Source organism: Streptomyces camelliae (genome assembly GCF_027625935.1).
Lineage (GTDB): Bacteria > Actinomycetota > Actinomycetes > Streptomycetales > Streptomycetaceae > Streptomyces > Streptomyces camelliae.
In genome coordinates this window covers 5,069,635-5,087,281 of the sequence record NZ_CP115300.1, presented here as the reverse complement: position 1 = coordinate 5,087,281, position 17,647 = coordinate 5,069,635, and the positions used below count along the sequence as shown (strand labels likewise).

General features: G+C 73.8%; 17 protein-coding genes. 10 read left to right on the top strand and 7 right to left on the bottom strand.

The window, feature by feature from the left end; all coding sequences use genetic code 11:
• Positions 1–9: 9 nt before the first annotated feature.
• Positions 10–1,041 carry a hypothetical protein gene (locus O1G22_RS23255; RefSeq protein WP_270083082.1) on the bottom strand — a complete coding sequence of 344 codons (1,032 nt, stop codon included), beginning with the start codon at positions 1,039–1,041 and terminating at the stop codon, positions 10–12.
• Positions 1,042–1,118: 77 nt separating this feature from the next.
• Here O1G22_RS23255 and O1G22_RS23250 point away from each other — a divergent pair, with 77 nt between their 5' ends.
• Together O1G22_RS23250 and O1G22_RS23245 are read left to right on the top strand one after the other, a co-directional pair.
• A complete protein-coding gene (locus O1G22_RS23250; protein ID WP_270083081.1) occupies positions 1,119–3,662 on the top strand; it encodes a helicase-associated domain-containing protein in 2,544 nt (847 codons plus the stop codon).
• Positions 3,663–3,738: 76 nt separating this feature from the next.
• Positions 3,739–5,382 (top strand): DNA repair helicase XPB, encoded by a 1,644-nt coding sequence (locus O1G22_RS23245; protein WP_270086502.1) that lies wholly within the window; start codon positions 3,739–3,741, stop codon positions 5,380–5,382.
• 6 nt (positions 5,383–5,388) lie between these two features.
• Here the strand turns inward: O1G22_RS23245 and O1G22_RS23240 are convergent, their stop codons facing one another.
• Positions 5,389–5,571, bottom strand: coding sequence for a hypothetical protein (locus tag O1G22_RS23240; protein ID WP_225097946.1), 183 nt, complete (start codon positions 5,569–5,571; stop codon positions 5,389–5,391).
• Positions 5,572–5,839: 268 nt separating this feature from the next.
• Here O1G22_RS23240 and O1G22_RS23235 point away from each other — a divergent pair, with 268 nt between their 5' ends.
• Both O1G22_RS23235 and O1G22_RS23230 read left to right on the top strand, forming a co-directional pair.
• Positions 5,840–7,915: a HelD family protein gene (locus tag O1G22_RS23235; RefSeq protein WP_270083080.1), complete on the top strand. Its 2,076-nt coding sequence runs from the start codon at positions 5,840–5,842 to the stop codon at positions 7,913–7,915.
• Positions 7,916–8,001: 86 nt separating this feature from the next.
• Positions 8,002–8,682, top strand: coding sequence for a hypothetical protein (locus O1G22_RS23230; RefSeq protein ID WP_270083079.1), 681 nt, complete (start codon positions 8,002–8,004; stop codon positions 8,680–8,682).
• 149 nt (positions 8,683–8,831) lie between these two features.
• On the opposite strand, the gene O1G22_RS23225 is transcribed toward O1G22_RS23230, so the two are convergent.
• The gene (locus O1G22_RS23225; protein ID WP_270083078.1) at positions 8,832–9,533 is read right to left on the bottom strand and encodes a copper homeostasis protein CutC; all 702 of its coding nucleotides are present in this window, start codon (positions 9,531–9,533) and stop codon (positions 8,832–8,834) included.
• A gap of 110 nt (positions 9,534–9,643) precedes the next feature.
• On the opposite strand from O1G22_RS23225, the gene O1G22_RS23220 reads away from it, so the two are divergent.
• The gene (locus O1G22_RS23220) at positions 9,644–10,291 is read left to right on the top strand and encodes an HD domain-containing protein (protein ID WP_270083077.1); all 648 of its coding nucleotides are present in this window, start codon (positions 9,644–9,646) and stop codon (positions 10,289–10,291) included.
• Between the two features lie 27 nt (positions 10,292–10,318).
• Positions 10,319–11,422 (top strand): GNAT family N-acetyltransferase, encoded by a 1,104-nt coding sequence (locus O1G22_RS23215; protein ID WP_270083076.1) that lies wholly within the window; start codon positions 10,319–10,321, stop codon positions 11,420–11,422.
• Between the two features lie 81 nt (positions 11,423–11,503).
• On the opposite strand, the gene O1G22_RS23210 is transcribed toward O1G22_RS23215, so the two are convergent.
• Together O1G22_RS23210 and O1G22_RS23205 are read right to left on the bottom strand one after the other, a co-directional pair.
• Positions 11,504–11,779, bottom strand: a complete 276-nt coding sequence (locus O1G22_RS23210; protein WP_270083075.1) for a DUF4031 domain-containing protein — start codon at positions 11,777–11,779, stop codon at positions 11,504–11,506.
• Positions 11,776–12,168, bottom strand: coding sequence for a hypothetical protein (locus O1G22_RS23205; protein WP_225097953.1), 393 nt, complete (start codon positions 12,166–12,168; stop codon positions 11,776–11,778). The genes O1G22_RS23210 and O1G22_RS23205 overlap by 4 nt, the downstream gene beginning before the upstream one ends.
• Before the next feature lie 56 nt (positions 12,169–12,224).
• On the opposite strand from O1G22_RS23205, the gene O1G22_RS23200 reads away from it, so the two are divergent.
• The 3 genes from O1G22_RS23200 (at position 12,225) to O1G22_RS23190 (ending at position 14,415) form a co-directional block, all read left to right on the top strand.
• Positions 12,225–13,130 carry a MurR/RpiR family transcriptional regulator gene (locus O1G22_RS23200; RefSeq protein WP_270083074.1) on the top strand — a complete coding sequence of 302 codons (906 nt, stop codon included), beginning with the start codon at positions 12,225–12,227 and terminating at the stop codon, positions 13,128–13,130.
• Between the two features lie 51 nt (positions 13,131–13,181).
• Complete coding sequence (gene murQ, locus O1G22_RS23195) at positions 13,182–14,105, top strand: N-acetylmuramic acid 6-phosphate etherase (RefSeq protein ID WP_270083073.1); 924 nt, start codon at positions 13,182–13,184, stop codon at positions 14,103–14,105.
• A 91-nt stretch (positions 14,106–14,196) separates the two neighbouring features.
• Positions 14,197–14,415, top strand: coding sequence for a hypothetical protein (locus O1G22_RS23190; RefSeq protein WP_270083072.1), 219 nt, complete (start codon positions 14,197–14,199; stop codon positions 14,413–14,415).
• Here the strand turns inward: O1G22_RS23190 and O1G22_RS23185 are convergent.
• The gene (locus tag O1G22_RS23185; protein WP_270086501.1) at positions 14,409–15,065 is read right to left on the bottom strand and encodes a class I SAM-dependent methyltransferase; all 657 of its coding nucleotides are present in this window, start codon (positions 15,063–15,065) and stop codon (positions 14,409–14,411) included. The genes O1G22_RS23190 and O1G22_RS23185 overlap by 7 nt on opposite strands.
• A 408-nt stretch (positions 15,066–15,473) precedes the next feature.
• Between O1G22_RS23185 and O1G22_RS23180 the strand changes: the two genes are divergently transcribed.
• The gene (locus O1G22_RS23180; RefSeq protein WP_225097968.1) at positions 15,474–16,046 is read left to right on the top strand and encodes a hypothetical protein; all 573 of its coding nucleotides are present in this window, start codon (positions 15,474–15,476) and stop codon (positions 16,044–16,046) included.
• On the opposite strand, the gene O1G22_RS23175 is transcribed toward O1G22_RS23180, so the two are convergent.
• Complete coding sequence (locus O1G22_RS23175; RefSeq protein ID WP_270083071.1) at positions 16,041–17,600, bottom strand: carboxylesterase/lipase family protein; 1,560 nt, start codon at positions 17,598–17,600, stop codon at positions 16,041–16,043. The genes O1G22_RS23180 and O1G22_RS23175 overlap by 6 nt on opposite strands.
• Between the last annotated feature and the right edge of the window lie 47 nt (positions 17,601–17,647).

The window sequence follows — 17,647 nt, the reverse complement described above, 5'->3', positions numbered from 1 at the left end:
GGTGCGGTGTCACCTCCGCCGCTGCGACCGCCACACCAGGTACAGAGCCGACGCCACCGCCGCCCCCCGCACCACCCACGGCCACGTCCCCGCGACCGCGTCCCCCATGTGCCCCTGAGCGATCGGCTGCCCCCAGCGCCCGTTGTCCCGCCCCCACAGCCACACCAGCCCCGCCGCCACCGCCGTACCCGGCAGGATCAGCACCGCCGTCTTGGTCTCCGCGGCGGTCAGCCGGCGGGAGCCGTAGGCGATGGCCCAGCCGAGCAGGAGCGCGAACCAGTTGCCGAGCACCGCGCCGGCGACCAGCGCGGCGGCGGCCAGCAGCAGGAAGGGGTTGGTCCAGCCGGCGGCGGGGCGCAGGGGCAGCATCCGGCGACGCCCGCTGGGAGCGGCCTCCTCCGCGGTGTCCGGCGCCTCGTCCGTCGCCTCCTGCGCGGCGGCCTTCTCCGTCCCCTCCGTCTCCTTCGGCGGCCGGCGGAGCAGGTCCGGGATCTCCACACCCCCGACGAACCCCGGCACGGAATCGGTGTCCGGGCCGCCGCGGGGAGCGCCGCCGAGCTGCCACCAGTCGGGATGCGTGGCGCTGTCGCCGAGTTCGTGCGCGGAGGCGAGATGGGGCGGGGCGGGCGCGTCGCGCGGCGCGGACGGTGCCGCGGGCTCGGAACCGGCGGAGCGGGGGCGGGGTACGGCCCGGCGCAGGCCCTTCGGCCGGTCCTTCTTCCCCTCGGCCTTCCCGTCGGTGTCGCCAGCCTCGGGCTGTACCGGCACCGCGGCCGCCGGGGGCTGCGGGAAACGTCCGGGGCCGGGGCCGGATGTGCCGCCCGCGGCCGCCACGACCTCGTCGGGGGTGCCGAGCCGGTCCAGGATGCGGCGTACGGCGGCCGGACTGTCCACCGTCACCTTGGCCCGGTGCCGGTCGATCTCGTTGCGCAGCTCCGTCACGAGCCGCATCCGCGTGGACGACGGCAGCTGCCGCTGCTGAGCGATGTCCCCGACACGGCTCAGGTACTCGTAGACGACCTGGTCGCTCTCGATCCCCACGGTGAGGACGGTACCGCTTGGTCACCGTCCACCCGACTCACTCGGCTGGAACCGGCGCACCCGCTACCGTGGGTCAGATGAGCCAAGCGGCCCGACCAGCTCCCCGTTCCCTCGCGGAAGCGCTGCGCGCCAGGGACGACGCCTCCCTGTCCGCGCTCCTGCGCAGCCGGCCCGACCTCATCACGCCCGTCCCGACCGACCTCACCCAGCTCGCCACCCGGGCCGGCACCCGCGCCTCGGTGCTGCGCGCGCTGGAGCGGCTGGACCGGTTCGCGCTGCAGACCGCGGAGGCGCTGGCCGTGGCCCCGGACCCGGCGTCGTACGACACCCTGCTCGGGCTGATGGCGGGCGACGCCCGGGACGCGACGGTCGGCGGCGCGCTGCCGCGTGCCCTCGGCACCCTGCGCGAGCAGGCGCTGGTCTGGGGCGACGACGAGCGGCTGCGGCTCGTGCGCACCGCCCGGGAGCTCCTCGCCCCGTCCGCGCAGCACCCCTCCCCGACCGGGCTCGGCCCGAGCGTGCAGGAGGCGACCTCGGGCATGTCGCCGGGCCGGGTCCAGGAGATCGTGACGACCGCCGGGCTGCCGTCGACGCACGACGCGGTGTCCGCCGTGGCCGCGCTCACGGCGCTGTTCACCCACCGCGGGAAGATGGCCAAGCTGCTCGCCGGCGCCCCGGCCGGGTCGCAGGAGGTGCTCGCCCGGCTGGTCTGGGGGCCGCCGTACGGGCAGGTCACCCCGGAGCCGGCCGCGCATCTGCGCTGGCTGCTCGACCGGGGCCTGCTGCTGCCGACCGCCCCCGGCACGGTCGTCCTGCCCCGCGAGGTGGCCCTGCATCTGCGCGAGGGCCTCGCGCACCGCACGCCCGAGCCGCTGCCGCCCGCCGTGGAGCCGGCCGCCGCCCACAACCCGCAGGTGGTCGACGCGACGGCGGCCGGGCAGGCGTACACCGCGCTCGCCACCGTCGAGGAGCTGCTGAAGGACTGGGACGAGGGCGGCCCGGCCGTGCTGCGGGCCGGCGGGCTGAGCGTGCGGGACCTGAAGCGGACCGCCGTCGCGCTGGACGTGGCGGAGCCGGTCGCCGCGTTCTGGGTGGAGCTGGCGTACGCGGCCGGTCTGATCGCCTCCGACGGCGAGGCCGACGAGCGGTACGCGGCCACGCCCGCCTACGACGAGTGGCTGGAGCGGCCCGCCGCCGAACGCTGGGGCCGGCTGGCGGAGGCCTGGCTGGCGGCCACCCGGACGCCGGGGCTGGTCGGCGGGCGGGACGCCAAGGACCGCACGCTCTCCGCGCTCGGGCCTGGCCTGGACCGCTCGGCCGCGCCCGAGGTACGGCACCGGGTGCTGACCCTGCTCGCCGGGCTCCCCACGGGCACGGCGGCGGACACCGAGTCGGTCCTGGCCCGGCTGCGCTGGGAACGGCCCCTGCGCGGCCGGCAGCCGGACGGCGCGGAGGACCTGCGCTCCCGGCTGGCCCGCTGGACCCTGGCGGAGGCGGAACAGCTGGGGATCACCGGCCGGGGCGCGCTGTCGGCGCACGCCCGCGCCCTGCTGGGCGCACCGGCCCCCGCCGCCGTACCCCCGCGGGACGGCTCCGGTCCGGGCGCCAAACTCCCGGTCCATCACCACCACACCCCCGCTTCCCTCTCCCCCCTTGAGCAGACGACGGCGACCGCGGCGGCCGCCCGGATCCTGGCCCCGCTGCTGCCCGAACCCCTGGACCACGTGCTGCTCCAGGCCGACCTGACGGCGGTGGCGCCGGGCCCGCTGCGGCGGCCGCTCGCCGACACGCTGGGCGTGCTCGCGGACGTCGAGTCCAAGGGCGGCGCGACGGTCTACCGCTTCACACCGGGCTCGGTCCGCCGTGCCCTGGACGCCGGCCGCAGCGCCGCCGACCTGCACGCCTTCCTCACCGAGCACTCCCGTACGCCGGTCCCGCAGCCGCTCGCGTATCTGATCGACGACGTGGCCCGCAAGCACGGCCGGCTGCGGGTGGGGGCGGCCTCGGCGTACGTCCGCTGCGACGACGACGCCCTGCTGAACGAGATCCTGGCCGACAAGCGCGCCGCCGCCCTGCGGCTGCGCCGGCTGGCCCCGACCGTGCTGGCCGCCCAGTCCGACCCGGCGACGCTGCTGGAGGGCCTGCGCGCGATGGGGTTCGCGCCGGCCGCCGAGTCCGCCGAGGGCGATGTCCTGATCGCCCGCGCCCACGCCCACCGCACCCCGCCGCGCACCGCACCCGAGCCGGTCCCGGACGGCCCGCCGCCGCCCGACGCCACGCTCCTGACGGCGGCGATCCGCGCGATCCGGGCCGGCGACCTGGCCGCGACCACCCCGCGCAAGCCCGTCGGCGAGTCCGCCGGGGCCGGGGCCACGCCGGCGGGCGGCGAACTCCCCCGCACCTCCGCCGCCGAGACCCTGGCCACCATGCAGGCCGCCGTCCTGACCGGCGGCTCCCTCTGGATCGGCTACGTCAACGCCGAGGGCTCCGCCAGCCAGCGCGTCATCGCCCCGGTCCGCGTCGAGGGCGGCTTCGTCACGGCGTACGACCACACGGCGGACGAGGTCCGGACGTATCCGCTGCACCGGATCACGGGGGTGGCGGAGCTGGCGGAGGACTGACCTGCGGCTCACCCGGTTCCGCGGCGAATGCGGCACACTGGACGTTTGGCCGTTGAGGAAAGGGTGTGTGCCGCTCGTGAACGGACCGCTGATCGTACAGTCCGACAAGACCCTGCTCCTGGAAGTCGACCACGAGCGGGCCGACGACTGCCGGCGGGCCATCGCGCCGTTCGCCGAGCTGGAGCGGGCGCCGGAGCACATCCACACCTACCGGGTCACGCCGCTCGGGCTGTGGAACGCGCGGGCGGCCGGGCACGACGCCGAGCAGGTCGTGGACGCGCTGGTGCAGTACAGCCGGTATCCGGTGCCGCACGCGCTGCTGGTCGACATCGCCGACACGATGGACCGCTACGGCCGGCTGACCCTGTCCAAGCACCCGGCGCACGGACTCGTGCTCACCACCACCGACCGGCCGGTGCTGGAGGAGGTGCTGCGGTCCAAGCGGATCATTCCGCTGGTGGGCGCCCGGATCGACCCCGACACCGTCGTCGTGCACCCCTCGGAGCGCGGGCAGATCAAGCAGGTGCTGCTGAAGCTGGGCTGGCCGGCCGAGGACCTCGCCGGGTACGTCGACGGTGAGGCGCACCCGATCGAGCTGCTGGAGGACGGCTGGGCGCTCAGGCCGTACCAGAAGCAGGCCGTGGAGAACTTCTGGCACGGCGGCAGCGGGGTCGTGGTGCTGCCGTGCGGTGCCGGAAAGACCCTGGTCGGCGCCGGGTCCATGGCGCAGGCCAAGTCGACCACCCTCATCCTCGTCACCAACACCGTCTCGGCGCGGCAGTGGAAGCACGAGCTGGTGAAGCGGACCTCGCTGACCGAGGACGAGATCGGCGAGTACAGCGGGACGAGGAAGGAGATCCGGCCGGTCACCATCGCCACGTACCAGGTGCTGACGACGAAGCGGAAGGGTGTCTATCCGCACCTGGAGCTGTTCGACTCCCGGGACTGGGGGCTGATCGTCTACGACGAGGTGCATCTGCTGCCGGCTCCCGTCTTCAAGTTCACCGCCGATCTCCAGGCGCGCCGGCGGCTGGGGCTGACGGCGACGCTGGTCCGTGAGGACGGGCGCGAGTCGGACGTCTTCTCCCTCATCGGGCCCAAGCGGTTCGACGCGCCCTGGAAGGAGATCGAGGCGCAGGGGTACATCGCGCCCGCCGACTGCGTCGAGGTGCGGGTGAACCTGACCGACTCCGAGCGGCTCGCGTACGCCACCGCCGAGACGGAGGAGAAGTACCGCTTCTGCGCGACGACGGACACCAAGCGGAAGGTGACGGAGGCGATCGTGCGCCGCTTCGCCGGCCAGCAGATCCTCGTCATCGGCCAGTACATCGACCAACTCGACGAACTGGGCGAGCACTTGAACGCCCCGGTGATCAAGGGCGAGACGTCCAACGCGCAGCGCGAGAAGCTCTTCGACGCGTTCCGCGAGGGCGAGATCAGTGTGCTGGTGGTGTCGAAGGTCGCGAACTTCTCCATCGACCTGCCCGAGGCGACGGTCGCCATCCAGGTGTCCGGCACCTTCGGCTCGCGCCAGGAGGAGGCCCAGCGCCTGGGCCGCGTGCTGCGCCCGAAGGCCGACGGCCACCAGGCCCACTTCTACTCGGTGGTCGCCCGCGACACCCTCGACCAGGACTTCGCCGCCCACCGGCAGCGCTTCCTGGCCGAGCAGGGCTATGCCTACCGCATCGTGGACGCCGACGAGATCCTTGCGGAGAGCTGAGCCGGGTCACTTGCGGCGTATGCCCGCTTCCTCGCCGTACTCGCCGAAGATCACGACGCTGATCGCCGCTTCCGCGAACACCTTGAGGGCGCGCAGGGCGTTGCCGATCGGATGGTGATGGGGGCCGTCCGTGGCTGTGGCGCCGGCCGGGGGTCGGGCGGGGGCCGGGGAGATGGATGCTGCGCTCATGTCTCCATGGTGGCTCTCCGGGCATAAGACCCGCATCGGTCTCCGGGGCCAATTCCGGATGCCCCGGACTAGGCCCGCGGGTGGACTCCGCCCCCTACTCCAGGGATCACGTGTCCCCTAGGGGCCGGGAAATTCATTGGCCCCCTCCCCATCCCCTCCCCTAGAATCTCCGCTCTTGCCCGCCTCCCTTCCGCGGAGCGCCGTCGCCCGGTCGGAAACCGTGCGGCATCGTCGTAGCCACCCCAGCAGGTCTACCGGAGGCACCCCCTTGTCCACGCCCGCCCCAGAGCCGCTCGACGCCCCGCTCGCTGCCCCGCTCGACGACCCCCTCGCCCGGGAGCGCGCCCATCTGTCCGCCTCCCGTGCCGCGCTGCGCGCCATGCGTGAGGACGTGGAGGCGCTGGACATCAAGGACGTCGCCGCGAACTGGGTGAACGCCCAGGTGCTGTCCCGCCAGATCGACGAGCGGATCAAGGCGCTGGCCGACCTGAGCGACACCCCGCTGTTCTTCGGGCGGCTCGACTATCTGCACGCCCCGAAGGCGGACCAGGCCGAGGGCGCGGAGGGAGAGCAGTTCTACATCGGGCGCCGGCATGTGCACGACGCCGACGGGGACCCGATGGTCATCGACTGGCGTGCCCCGGTCTCCCAGCCGTTCTACCGGGCGTCCAAGAAGGACCCGATGGACGTCGGGCTGCGCCGCCGCTTCGGCTACACCGGCGGCGACCTCACGGCGTACGAGGACGAGCACCTGTCCGACCCGGAGGAGTCCGCGAAGGCCAGCAAGCTGCTCCAGCAGGAGATCGAGCGGCCGCGCGTCGGCCCCATGCGGGACATCGTCGCCACCATCCAGCCCGAGCAGGACGAGATCGTCCGCAGCGGGCTGGGCGGGACCGTCTGTGTGCAGGGAGGGCCCGGCACCGGGAAGACCGCCGTGGGTCTGCACCGGGTCGCGTATCTGCTCTACGCCCACCGGGAGCGGCTGGCCCGCACCGGCACGCTCGTCATCGGGCCGAACCGGTCCTTCCTGCACTACATCGAGCAAGTCCTGCCCGCCCTGGGCGAGTTGGCGGTGCAGCAGGCCACCGTGGACGACCTGGTGGCGCATGTGGAGGTGCGCGGCACGGACGAGGCGGCCGCGGCCGTGGTCAAGGGCGACGCCCGGATGGCCGAGGTGCTGCGCCGGGCGCTGTACGCGCACGTGAGCATGCCGACGGAGCCGGTCGTGGTCGTGCGCGGGTCGCGGCGCTGGCGGGTACCGGCGTACGAACTGGAGGACGTCGTACGGGAGTTGCTGGAGCGGGACATCCGGTACGGCGCCGCCCGCGAGGCCCTGCCGCAGCGGATCGCGCACGCGGTGCTGGTACAGATGGAGCGGGCCGGGGAGGCGCCGGACGACCGGGTGCAGGACGCGGTGGCCCGCAACAGCGCGGTCAAGGCGGCCGTGAAGGCGGTCTGGCCGGCCGTGGACCCGGCGAAACTGGTGCTGCGCCTGCTGACGGACGCGGACTTCCTCGCCGAGCACGCCGCGGGGATCCTCGACGAGGACGAGCAGAAGACGATCCTGTGGGCCAAGCCGGTGCGCAGCGTGAAGTCGGCCAGGTGGTCGTCGGCGGACGCGGTGCTGATCGACGAGGCGACGGACCTGATCCAGCGCACGCACTCGCTCGGCCATGTCGTCCTGGACGAGGCGCAGGACCTGTCCCCCATGCAGTACCGCTCGGTCGGCCGCCGCTGCACCACCGGCAGCGCCACCGTCCTCGGCGACCTGGCCCAGGGCACGACCCCGTGGGCGACCCGGAGCTGGGACGAGGCGCTGGCCCACCTGGGCAAGCGGGACGGTGTGATCGAGGAACTGACGGCGGGTTTCCGCGTGCCGACGGACGTCATCCGTTACGCCTCCCGGCTGCTCCCCCACATCGCCCCCGGTCTCACCCCGGTCGCCTCCGTCCGGGAGAACCCCGGCTTCTTCGAGGTCCGTACGGCCACCGGGACCGCCGACGTCGTCGCGGCCTGCGAGGAGTTGCTGGGCAACGAGGGCTCGACGGGCCTGATCGCCGCCGACGCCCGCATCCCGGCCCTGGCCGAGGCCCTGACGGCGGCGGGGATCACGTATCTCGCCCCCGGCGAGGAGACCACCCGCGAGACCCGCCTCACCCTGGTCCCGGCCTCCCTCGCCAAGGGCCTTGAGTACGACTACGTCGCCCTGGACGAACCGCAGGCGGTGGTGGACGGGGAGCCGGACGAGCGGACGGGGCTGCGGCGGCTGTACGTGGCGCTGACCCGAGCGGTGTCGGGCCTGATCGTCACGCACTCGGCGCCGCTGCCCGCACAGCTGGGGTGAGCCGACGGCGGGGCTGTCGGTGCGGATGAGTAGGCTGCGGTGCCGTTGTGTCAGGTCTGTCGCGTCCCCCTTTGGAAAGGCCTCCGTTGAGCACACCGCCGTCCCCGCATCCCGGATACCAGCAGACCCCCGGGGCGTACCCGCAGCAGCCGGGTCCCTACGCGCAGCAGGCGCCTGGGCCGTACGCGCAGGCGCCCGGGCCCTACGCGCAGGCACCCGGGGCCTACCAGCAGCCGGCCCCCGGGGCGTATCAGCAGGCGCCCGCGCCGTATCCGCCCCAGCAGGCGCCCGGCGGCTACGGCCAGCCCCAGGCTCCGTACCAGCAGGCGCCCGTCGACCACAGCCGGCCCGCCCCGTATCAGCAGGCGCCCGCCGGCCCCGGGTGCGAGGTGTGCGGAGCCGGGCCCGCCACGCGGGTGACGATCCGGGGCCACCAGGGCATGCTGATCGTGATGCGGAACCTGTGGCGCAAGGGCACCTTCTGCCAGTCCTGCGCGCTCGCCGTCTTCCGCAAGATGCAGTCGGACACGCTGGCGAAGGGCTGGTGGGGTCCGATGTCGATGATCATCACGCCCATCACGCTGCTGATCAACCTCTTCGCCCTGTCCAAGATCCGCAAGCTGCCCGCCCCGACGGCCGCACTCGGCCCCGGCCTGGACCCGGGCCTCCCGGTGTTCCGCCGCCCGGCCGGAATGTTCGGCCTGCTCCCGCTCTCGGGCTTCGGCGTGGTGTTCCTCTTCGTCCTGGTCGTCCTCGCGACTGCGTGAGGGAAGCGCCCCGAAGGGGCGCGGGGCTGTGTCCGATATGCGGCTCCGCCGCGATGGGGGTCCCCCCTGTTCGAGCGAAGCCGAGAACGTGGGGGAGCGAGCCACCACGACGGCGCCGCACCGGGCGTAAGTCCAGAACCGGAGCGGCGCTATTCCCCGTCCAGCACCCTCCGCCATTCCCGCACAGCCTCCTCGGAAACCGGCCCGGCCCAACCCGCGGGGCGAGCGGCGCCGCCGATGTGGAAGGCGTCGATCCCTGCCGTGCGCAGGGGGCGTACGTGCTCCAGGCGCAGCCCGCCGCCCACCAGGACCGTCTGGCCGTACCCGGGCTCGCCCCGGCGCCCCGCCTCCGCGAGCAGCGTCGGCAGCCCCTCGTCCACCCCGCCTGCGGCGCCCGCCGTGAGGTAGGTGTCCAGGCCGGGCAGGTCGGCGAGCTGCTTGCGCAGGGCCTCGCGGTCGGCGGCGCGGTCGATCGCGCGGTGGAAGGTCCACGCGCAGCCGTCCAGCGCGCAGGCCACCCGCTCCACCGCCGCCAGGTCCACCCCGCCGTCCGCGTCGAGGAACCCGAGCACGAACTGGTCGGCGCCCGCGTCCCGCAGCTCGCTCGCCACCCGGACCAGCCGCTCCAGGTCCCCGGCGGCTCCGGCCGCAAAACCGTCCGTCAGCCGCAGCATCACGCGCAGGTCGATGTCGACGGCCGCCCGGATGCCGGCGACGGTGGCCGGCGCGGGGGTGAGCCCGTCGGCCGCCATCTCGGTGACCAGCTCCAGGCGATCCGCGCCTCCGGCCTGGGCGGCGACCGCGTCCTCGACGTCGAGCGCGATCACCTCCAGGACTGCACGCTTGCTCATGGCACCCCATTCATCGCGGCTACAGGTCCAGGGACAGGTGTAGAGGTCTAGTCCAATTCAAGGGTACGCCCTACCCCCTCCCGCGGCCGACAGCACGCCACAATGTGCCCATGGCCGACCTCGACGCCCTGCGTTCCCGCTGGCTGCATGCCCTGCTCGCGGCACGTGACGACGACTCCTGCGCCCCGGACCCGTACCGGTACGCCGATGCCCTGCTGCGCCGCTGGCAGGAACCGCAGCGCCGTTACCACACCCTTGAGCACCTCACGGCGGTCCTCGACCGCATCGACGTGCTCGCGGAGTACGCGGACGACCCGGACGTCGTACGCCTGGCCGCCTGGTTCCACGACGCCGTGTACCTGCCGGAACGGTCGACGAACGAGGAGCGCTCCGCCCGCCTCGCCGAGCGCGCCCTCCCCGAGGCCGGGGTCTCGCGGGACAAGACCGCCGAGGTGGCCCGGCTGGTCCGGCTCACCGTCACGCACGACCCGGCCGACGACGACCGCGACGGCCAGGTGCTGTGCGACGCGGACCTCGCGATCCTGGCCGCGCCCCCGTCGGCGTACGCCACCTACACCGCCGAGGTGCGCGAGGAGTACCACTTCGTGCCGAACGACGCCTTCCGGGAGGGCCGTTCGGCGATTCTGCGCCAACTCCTCGGACTGCCAAGGCTGTTCCGCACCCCGTACGGCCAGGAGCACTGGGAGGCCACCGCCCGCTACAACCTCGCCTCGGAGCTGGAATTGCTGTCGACCTGAGCCCGCGCCTTCCCTAGAGTGCGCCTCATGCGAACGATCAACGGGGAAGATGTGAACAGGGCCGTCACCGGATGCGTGGCGGCGCTGCGGCCGGCTGCGGACCGGGACTGGACGGAGGTCACGGCCGGGGGGCTGGAGTGGAGCTGTTGGAGGACGGCCGAGCACATCGCGGGCGCTCTCGTCGCCTACGCCGGCCAGTTGGCGAGCGGCGCCCAGGACGCCTACGTCCCCTTCGACATCACCCTGGACGAGGGCACGGACAACACCGGCCTCCTACAGGTGATCGAGACGGCCGGCGGCCTGCTCACCGCCACCCTCCGCACCACCCCGCCCGGCGCCCGCGCCTTCCACCCCTTCCCGTTCCGCAGCGCCGACCGCGAGGGCTTCGCGGCGATGGGCGTCGTGGAGACACTGCTGCACACCTACGACATCACCCAGGGCCTCGGCCTCCCCTACGAACCCCCGGCCGACCTCGCCGAATCCGTCCTCGCCTGGCTCTTCCCGCAGGTCAAGCCCGGCCCCGAGCCCTGGCCGACCCTGCTGTGGGCCACCGGGCGCGGCGAGCTGCCCGGCCGCGCCCCGGTCACCGACTGGCGCTGGCGCAACAACCTCGTCATCCCCGCCGACCGCATCACCCTCACCGGCCTGCGCCCGGCCGCCGCCCGCGATCTGCGGCTCGGCGGCGACGGCGGCCTGGACTGGATCGAGGGCGGCCCGTACGAGGGCACCCGGGACGCCGCCGGCATGCTGGTGAAGGCGTACGAAGCGGGTGTGCACCGACCGGAGTTCGGGGTCTTCGCCCTCGTCCGGCACGAGGACGGCCGCGCGATCGGCGGCATCGGCTTCCACGGCGCCCCCGACGAGGAGGGCTGGGTGGAGGTCGGCTACGACCTCGCCGAGGGCGCCCGGGGCCAGGGGTACGCGACGGAGGCCCTGCGCACGCTGGCCGACTGGGCGCTGGCCCGGGACGACGTCCGCATGGTCATCGCGACCGTCGAGCACGCCAACGTCCCCTCGCAGCGCGTGGTGTCCCGGGCCGGCTTCACCCGCGCGACCGTGGAGGAGGAGCGCATCGCACACGCCGGGCACGGCGTGGAGGACGGACTGCTGCTCTACGTCCGCCAGGCCTGAGGCTCTACGTCCGCCGGGCCTGCTGCTCTACGTCCGCCAGGCCTGAGGCTCTACGTCCGCCGGGCCTGACGGGCTCCAGCTCTACGTCCGCCGGGGCTGAGGGCCCTTCCTGCGCCGCAGTCCGGAGGCGTGCAGCAGCCGCACCACGTCGCGGCTGCTGACCTCCACCGCCCCGGCGGCCACCACGTCCGCGTACCGGTGCGCCGGAATGTCGTAGTGGTCGCCGTCGAAGGCCCGCCTCGGCACCTCCAGCTTCTCGGCGAACGCGTGGAGTTCGTCGTACGACACATCGCTGATCAGGTGCGACCAGAGGCGCCCGTGTCCCGGCCAGGCGGGCGGGTCGAGGTACAGGGTCACGAGGAGGTCGTCCCGCCGGTGGCCGAGCCCAGCAGGCCCACCGCCGCGACCTTCACGCCCGCCTTGTGACAGACCCAGTGCGGATCGGGGCCCAGTTCCGGCTCCACGTCGAGGGCGTGCGGGTCGCCCGAGCCGCACACCGGGCACAGCGGCCAGCGGCCGTACCGCTCCAGCAGCGCGTCCTGCACGTCCTGGGCGACCAGCCCGGCGAGGTAGGCCATGCCGTCCGGCCACTGCTCGACCCACCAGCGGCGCTCCGCGACGGAGTCCTCGACCAGCGAGACGACGTCCGCGTGGGCGACCTCGCCCGCGATCAGATCGGCCAGCACCAGCGCGCGGGCGGCGTGCAGGGCCTGCTCAAGGGGGCTGACGGGATCGAGGGACTCCATGGAACCCATTGTGCGCACTCTTGACCGCCATACCGAACCGAAAATAGCTTTCATCTGTGACCCAGGACGTGAAGGAAATTTTCGGAAGTCCGGGCGGCTCGCTCGCCGCGAAGGTGCGCACCCTCGCCCCTTCCATGACCCGGTCCATGCTGCGCGTCGCCGAGGCCGTCGCGAACGACCCGGCCGGCTGCGCCGCCCTCACGGTCACGGGCCTCGCCGAACTCACCGGCACCAGCGAGGCCACGGTGGTGCGCACCGCCCGTCTCCTCGGCTACCCCGGCTACCGGGACCTGCGGCTCGCCCTCGCCGGGCTGGCCGCACAGCAGCAGTCGGGCCGGGCGCCCGCCATCACGACCGACATCGCGGTGGACGATCCCATCGCCGACGTCGTCGCGAAACTCGCCTACGAGGAGCAGCAGACCCTCGCCGACACCGCCGCCGGACTCGACATCGCGCAGCTCGGCGCCGCCGTCACCGCGCTGGCCGGCGCCCGCCGCACCGACGTCTACGGCATCGGGGCGTCCGGGCTGGTCGCCCAGGACCTCACCCAGAAGCTGCTCCGCATCGGCCTCATAGCCCACGCCCACAGCGACCCGCACCTCGCGGTGACCAACGCGGTGCAGCTCCGCTCGGGCGACGTGGCGATCGCGATCACCCACTCCGGCTCGACGGGGGACGTCATCGAGCCGCTGCGGGTCGCCTTCGAGCACGGGGCGACGACCGTGGCCGTCACCGGCCGGCCCGACTCGCCGGTCACCCAGTACGCCGACCACGTACTGACCACGTCCACCTCACGGGAGAGCGAGCTGCGGCCCGCCGCGATGTCCTCGCGGACGAGTCAACTGCTCGTGGTGGACTGCCTGTTCGTGGGAGTGGCCCAGCGGACGTACGAGACGGCGGCGCCCGCGCTGGCCGCGTCGTACGAGGCGCTGGCGCACCGGCATCGCACCAGCCCCAGGTGAGCACCAGCACGCGAACCCGAACCTGAGAGACCTGAGAGAGCCGCCCCCCTCATGACCTCCCCCGACCTGCGCCGCCAGTTGGCCTCCCTGACCACCGAGGCCTTTCGTCCCGACCTCGCCGACATCGACCGTCTGCCCACCCTCGACATCGCCCGCCTGATGAACGGCGAGGACGCCGGCGTCCCCGCGGCCGTGGCGGCCCAGCTGCCCCGGATCGCCGCCGCCATCGACGCCGTCGCCGCACGCATGGCGAACGGCGGCCGGCTGATCTACGCCGGTGCCGGTACCGCCGGCCGGCTGGGCGTGCTGGACGCCTCCGAGTGCCCGCCCACCTTCAACACCGATCCCGCCCAGGTCGTCGGCCTGATCGCGGGCGGCCCCTCGGCCATGGTGACCTCGGTGGAGGGCGCGGAGGACTCCGAGGAGCTGGCCCGGCAGGACCTGGACGCGCTGAAGCTCACCACCGACGACACCGTGGTCGGCATCTCCGCCTCGGGCCGCACCCCGTACGCGATCGGCGCCGTCGAGCACGCCCGCGCGGTGGGGGCCCTCACCATCGGCCTGGCCTGCAACGAACACAGCGCGCTGGCCGCCGCCGCGGAACACGGCATCGAGGTGGTCGTGGGCCCCGAGCTGATCACCGGCTCCACGCGCCTGAAGGCGGGCACGGCGCAGAAACTCGTCCTGAACATGATCTCGACGATCACGATGATCCGGCTGGGCAAGACCTACGGAAACCTGATGGTCGACGTCCGCGCGTCGAACGACAAACTCCGGGCCCGCTCCCGCCGGATCGTCGCCCTGGCCACAGGGGCGGGCGACGAGGAGATCGAGCGGGCGCTGGCCGCGTCGGGCGGCGAGGTGAAGAGCGCGATCCTCGCCCTCCTCGCCGACGTCGACGGCCCCACGGCCGCCCGCCTTCTGGAGGAGTCCGGCGGCCATCTGCGTGCCGCGCTGGCCCACGCGCCCCGCTGAGCCGCACGCTCGGGGCAACAGGGGCGCGGGCGCGGCCCCCCGACCGGCTGCACCCGCGTAACACCCCGCCCCGGGCGGTCGTTCCCCCGGCATGACGAAGATGAAGCTCCTGGCCACCGCCGCCCTCACGATCTCCGCCGCCGCCCTGGCCGCCCCCGCCCACGCCGAGGACTCCGGCCACTGGACGACGACCGGCACCGCGCGGTGCGCCGAAGACCTCGCCGTGCTGCCCGTCGCCAACGCCGTCTCCCCGCTGCCGCTGCACTTCGCCGGGCCCACCTGCGGCGAGGGAAGCCTCATCCGTCACTGACGAGGCGCCCGCCAGACCAAGGTGTAGCGCCAGAAGAGCCGGCGGCGGAGCCGGGCGCCGGGCAGGATCCGGCGGGCCTCACGGCCGATCTCGGTGCGGGTCATCTCCGGATCCCGGACGGGGGCGGTCATGGAAACGGGCCGGTGCGCCGTGGCCCGACCCCGGTTCTTCACCCACCCCATGAGCAGGTTGAGCGGTATGGCCGTCAGCCCGATCGCCTGGTCGAGGGCGCCCTCCAGCCGGGCACAGCCGACGACCACCAGGGTGCCGCCGGGCGCCAGCTCCTCCCGGAACCGGGCCAGGGTCTCGGCGAACGGGAGGTGGTGGAGCACGGCGACGCAGGCGATGACGTCGTAGGGGCCGACGGGAAGGTTTTGGGGGGCGGAGGCGCGGGTGTAGGTGACGGGACCGTCGGCGGGGGTCGCTTCCCGTGCCCGCCGCAGAATCTCCTCGTCCGCGTCCACCCCGACGACCGACTCCGCGCGCCCGGCGAGCAGCCGCACCAGGTCCCCGCTGCCGCACCCCACGTCCAGCGCACGGCCGAACCGGCGCGGCAACTGCCGTAGCAGCCAGCGGTGATAGTGGGCGTTGTGGTCCCAGGGGTGAGCGGCGTTGAAGCGGTGCAGGGCCTCGATCAGTCTGCTCAACAGTGACGCCTCTCCCGATTGACCGCCCGAAGCTCAAGCCCCGAGCCCCAGCTCCGAGCGCCTTTTCAAGGAATGGGTGGAGACTAGAGGTCAAGGCCCGACAGGACGGCAAGCACTCCTGCATCCATGCATGGCTGCTGCGCCTGTTCATCCTCCGGTGCCAGATCACTACCCGCGACCACGACACCAACCAACGCGCCCGCATCGCCAAACCCAAGGGCTGCGCCGAAGCCGGTATCCCCGTCTACCTCCATCGACCGCGACGACCAGACCCTCACGGTCTTCAGCGAGCCGAAGGAAGGCCGCTACCAACGGACACTCTCGTACCCTTGGGGATCCCCAGTGCCGCTGCCCGACCCCGTCGGCTTCACACTGGACACCGAGGAACTCAAGGACCACGCGGACTGACACATGAACCACGCCCAGCTCACCGCCCTCGGACGGGCCCTGCGGCTCGTCGGGGAGCACGGGGAGGCCCTGACCGGGGACACCCCGGACTCCCGGCTGCACGAGATCAAGGCCGATCTGCGCCGGGCGCTCGATCTGCTGGACGAGAGTGTCGCCGCCGGCGCGCCCGCCACCCGGTGCCCCGAGCACCCGCAGGGCCCCGTGGACGAGAGCGCGCCCGATCTGTGTCTGCTCTGCGAGACCCGGCGCCGGGCTGCCCGCCGGTCGGAGTACCAGAGCGGGGGCAGGGCCGAAGCCGCCCCCGCCGCTACCGCGCCCTCCCGCTACGGCGTCCGTGCCGACCGGCCGCAGCCGCAGCAGCGCTGGCTGCCCGAGGCCTGGAACGGGCAGGAGTGGCAGCTGTGCGGCACGCCCCGGCGGGACCGGCGTGAGGCCGAGGCGTATCTCGCCGCCCAGCGACGCTCGTCCCGGCCCGCCATGGCCTACCGGCTCGTGCACGAGTTCACCGACTACGAGGTGCTGCGCGTGTGGGGCACGCCCGTGCGCGTCGACATCGAGCCGATGGGCAACCTATAGCAGCGGCAGGGCACCGAACGCGTACCCCTCCCAGATGCGCCGGCTCCCTTCCTCCGGATACGGCCCCACGTGCGGCTCGGCGTCCAGGATCTGCACCGGGCGGCTGTCGGTGTCGTACGCCGGCCAGCCCGGGTCGCCGGTGCGGGCGAAGGCCGGCCAGGCGTGCTGGAGGAACGCGGTGAGCCGCTCCGCCTCCGGGGTGGGCTTGCCGCCGGGGAAGAGCAGCGGGCCCAGGTCGGCGCCGTACGTGCCGAAGAGCAGGGGGATGTCCAGGGCGTGGCAGGCGCCGAGCGTGCCGGTGCCGTCGGGGGCCGGCCAGGTCAGCTCGTAGACATGGGCGCGGCCGCCGCCCGCGAGCTGGGCCTCGGCCAGGCGCAGGCTCGGTATCGCGAACAGCCAGTCGGTCTGGACGCGTTCGAAGAGACCCTCCGGCCCGGCGCCGGGGAAGGCCGAGCGGTACGCCGTCGCACCCGCCTCCCCGCCCGGCGCGTACAACCGCAGGGTCTGCGCCGCCCGTTCGTCCGTGATCCTGCCGGGCAGGCCGGCCATGACCAGGAAGAGCCGGAACTCGTCGCGGTTGTGCCCGACGAGGAGGTCGATGTCGCGAGCCGCGCCCGCCGCCAGCGCCTCCCACGGCGTCGTGGGCAGTACGTCGCCGTCGACCACCGGGGAGAAGGGGACGGCGGTCGGGGCCGCCTGGCCCCAACGGGCGGTGTACGCCGGCATCTTGGCGCCCAGCGTCTGGCCCGCCTGGGTGAGGTGCTGCGGGTCCACCTCGCTCAGGTCGGCCGCGGTGGGCGTACGGCCCGCCTCGGCGGCCAGGTCGCCGGCGATGTCGGCGGCCAGCTCGGCGGAGAAGAAGGTGCCAGGCACGCTCTGGGCGATCGCGCGCCGGAACAGGCCGCGCGCTCGTGGCATGGCCAGCAGCGCGGCGATGGAGCCCGCGCCCGCCGACTCGCCGAACACGGTGACCCGGGCCGGGTCGCCGCCGAATCCGGCGATGTTCTCCTGGACCCACTCCAGGGCCGCCACCTGGTCCAGCAGGCCCCGGTTGGCGGGGGCGCCGGTCCACAGGGCGAAGCCCTCCATGCCCAGGCGGTAGTTGAGGGTGACGACCACGGCGTCGCCGGCGCGGGCGAGGTGCCGGGCGTCGTGACCCGGCTGGCCGCCGTGGCCCAGCTTGAACGCCCCGCCGTGGATCCACACCAGCACCGGGCGGGCGGCCGACGGGTCCGGGTCCGGGGTCCAGACGTTGACGGTCAGCCACTCGTCGCCCGTGGGGAACGGCACCTGGGCCGTGCGGCCGAGGAAGCCGGTTTCCTGCGGGGGCGGCGGGCCGAACGCGTACGCCTCGCGTATGCCGTCCCAGGGCAGGGGCGGACGCGGGGCCTGGAAGCGGTCCGGGCCGACCGGGGGTGCGGCGAACGGGATGCCCCGGAACACCGACAGTCCCTGCTCGCGCAGGCCGCGCACCGCGCCGGAGGCGGTGCGCACCACGGGACCGTCGATGTCCGGGACATCGCCTTCCAGGGCCTGGGACTGGCTCGTCGTCATGCTCGCTCCTCACTGGTCATCAGAGGAACGCACGAGGACGACGACAA

Coding starts and splice junctions, on each gene's coding strand:
- O1G22_RS23190 (WP_270083072.1), top strand. CDS start 14,197: ATGACGAAGATGAAGCTCCTGGCCACCGCCGCCCTCACGATCTCCGCC.
- O1G22_RS23215 (WP_270083076.1), top strand. CDS start 10,319: ATGCGAACGATCAACGGGGAAGATGTGAACAGGGCCGTCACCGGATGC.
- murQ (WP_270083073.1), top strand. CDS start 13,182: ATGACCTCCCCCGACCTGCGCCGCCAGTTGGCCTCCCTGACCACCGAG.
- O1G22_RS23225 (WP_270083078.1), bottom strand. CDS start 9,533: ATGAGCAAGCGTGCAGTCCTGGAGGTGATCGCGCTCGACGTCGAGGAC.
- O1G22_RS23240 (WP_225097946.1), bottom strand. CDS start 5,571: ATGAGCGCAGCATCCATCTCCCCGGCCCCCGCCCGACCCCCGGCCGGC.
- O1G22_RS23250 (WP_270083081.1), top strand. CDS start 1,119: ATGAGCCAAGCGGCCCGACCAGCTCCCCGTTCCCTCGCGGAAGCGCTG.
- O1G22_RS23175 (WP_270083071.1), bottom strand. CDS start 17,600: ATGACGACGAGCCAGTCCCAGGCCCTGGAAGGCGATGTCCCGGACATC.
- O1G22_RS23205 (WP_225097953.1), bottom strand. CDS start 12,168: ATGGAGTCCCTCGATCCCGTCAGCCCCCTTGAGCAGGCCCTGCACGCC.
- O1G22_RS23220 (WP_270083077.1), top strand. CDS start 9,644: ATGGCCGACCTCGACGCCCTGCGTTCCCGCTGGCTGCATGCCCTGCTC.
- O1G22_RS23180 (WP_225097968.1), top strand. CDS start 15,474: ATGAACCACGCCCAGCTCACCGCCCTCGGACGGGCCCTGCGGCTCGTC.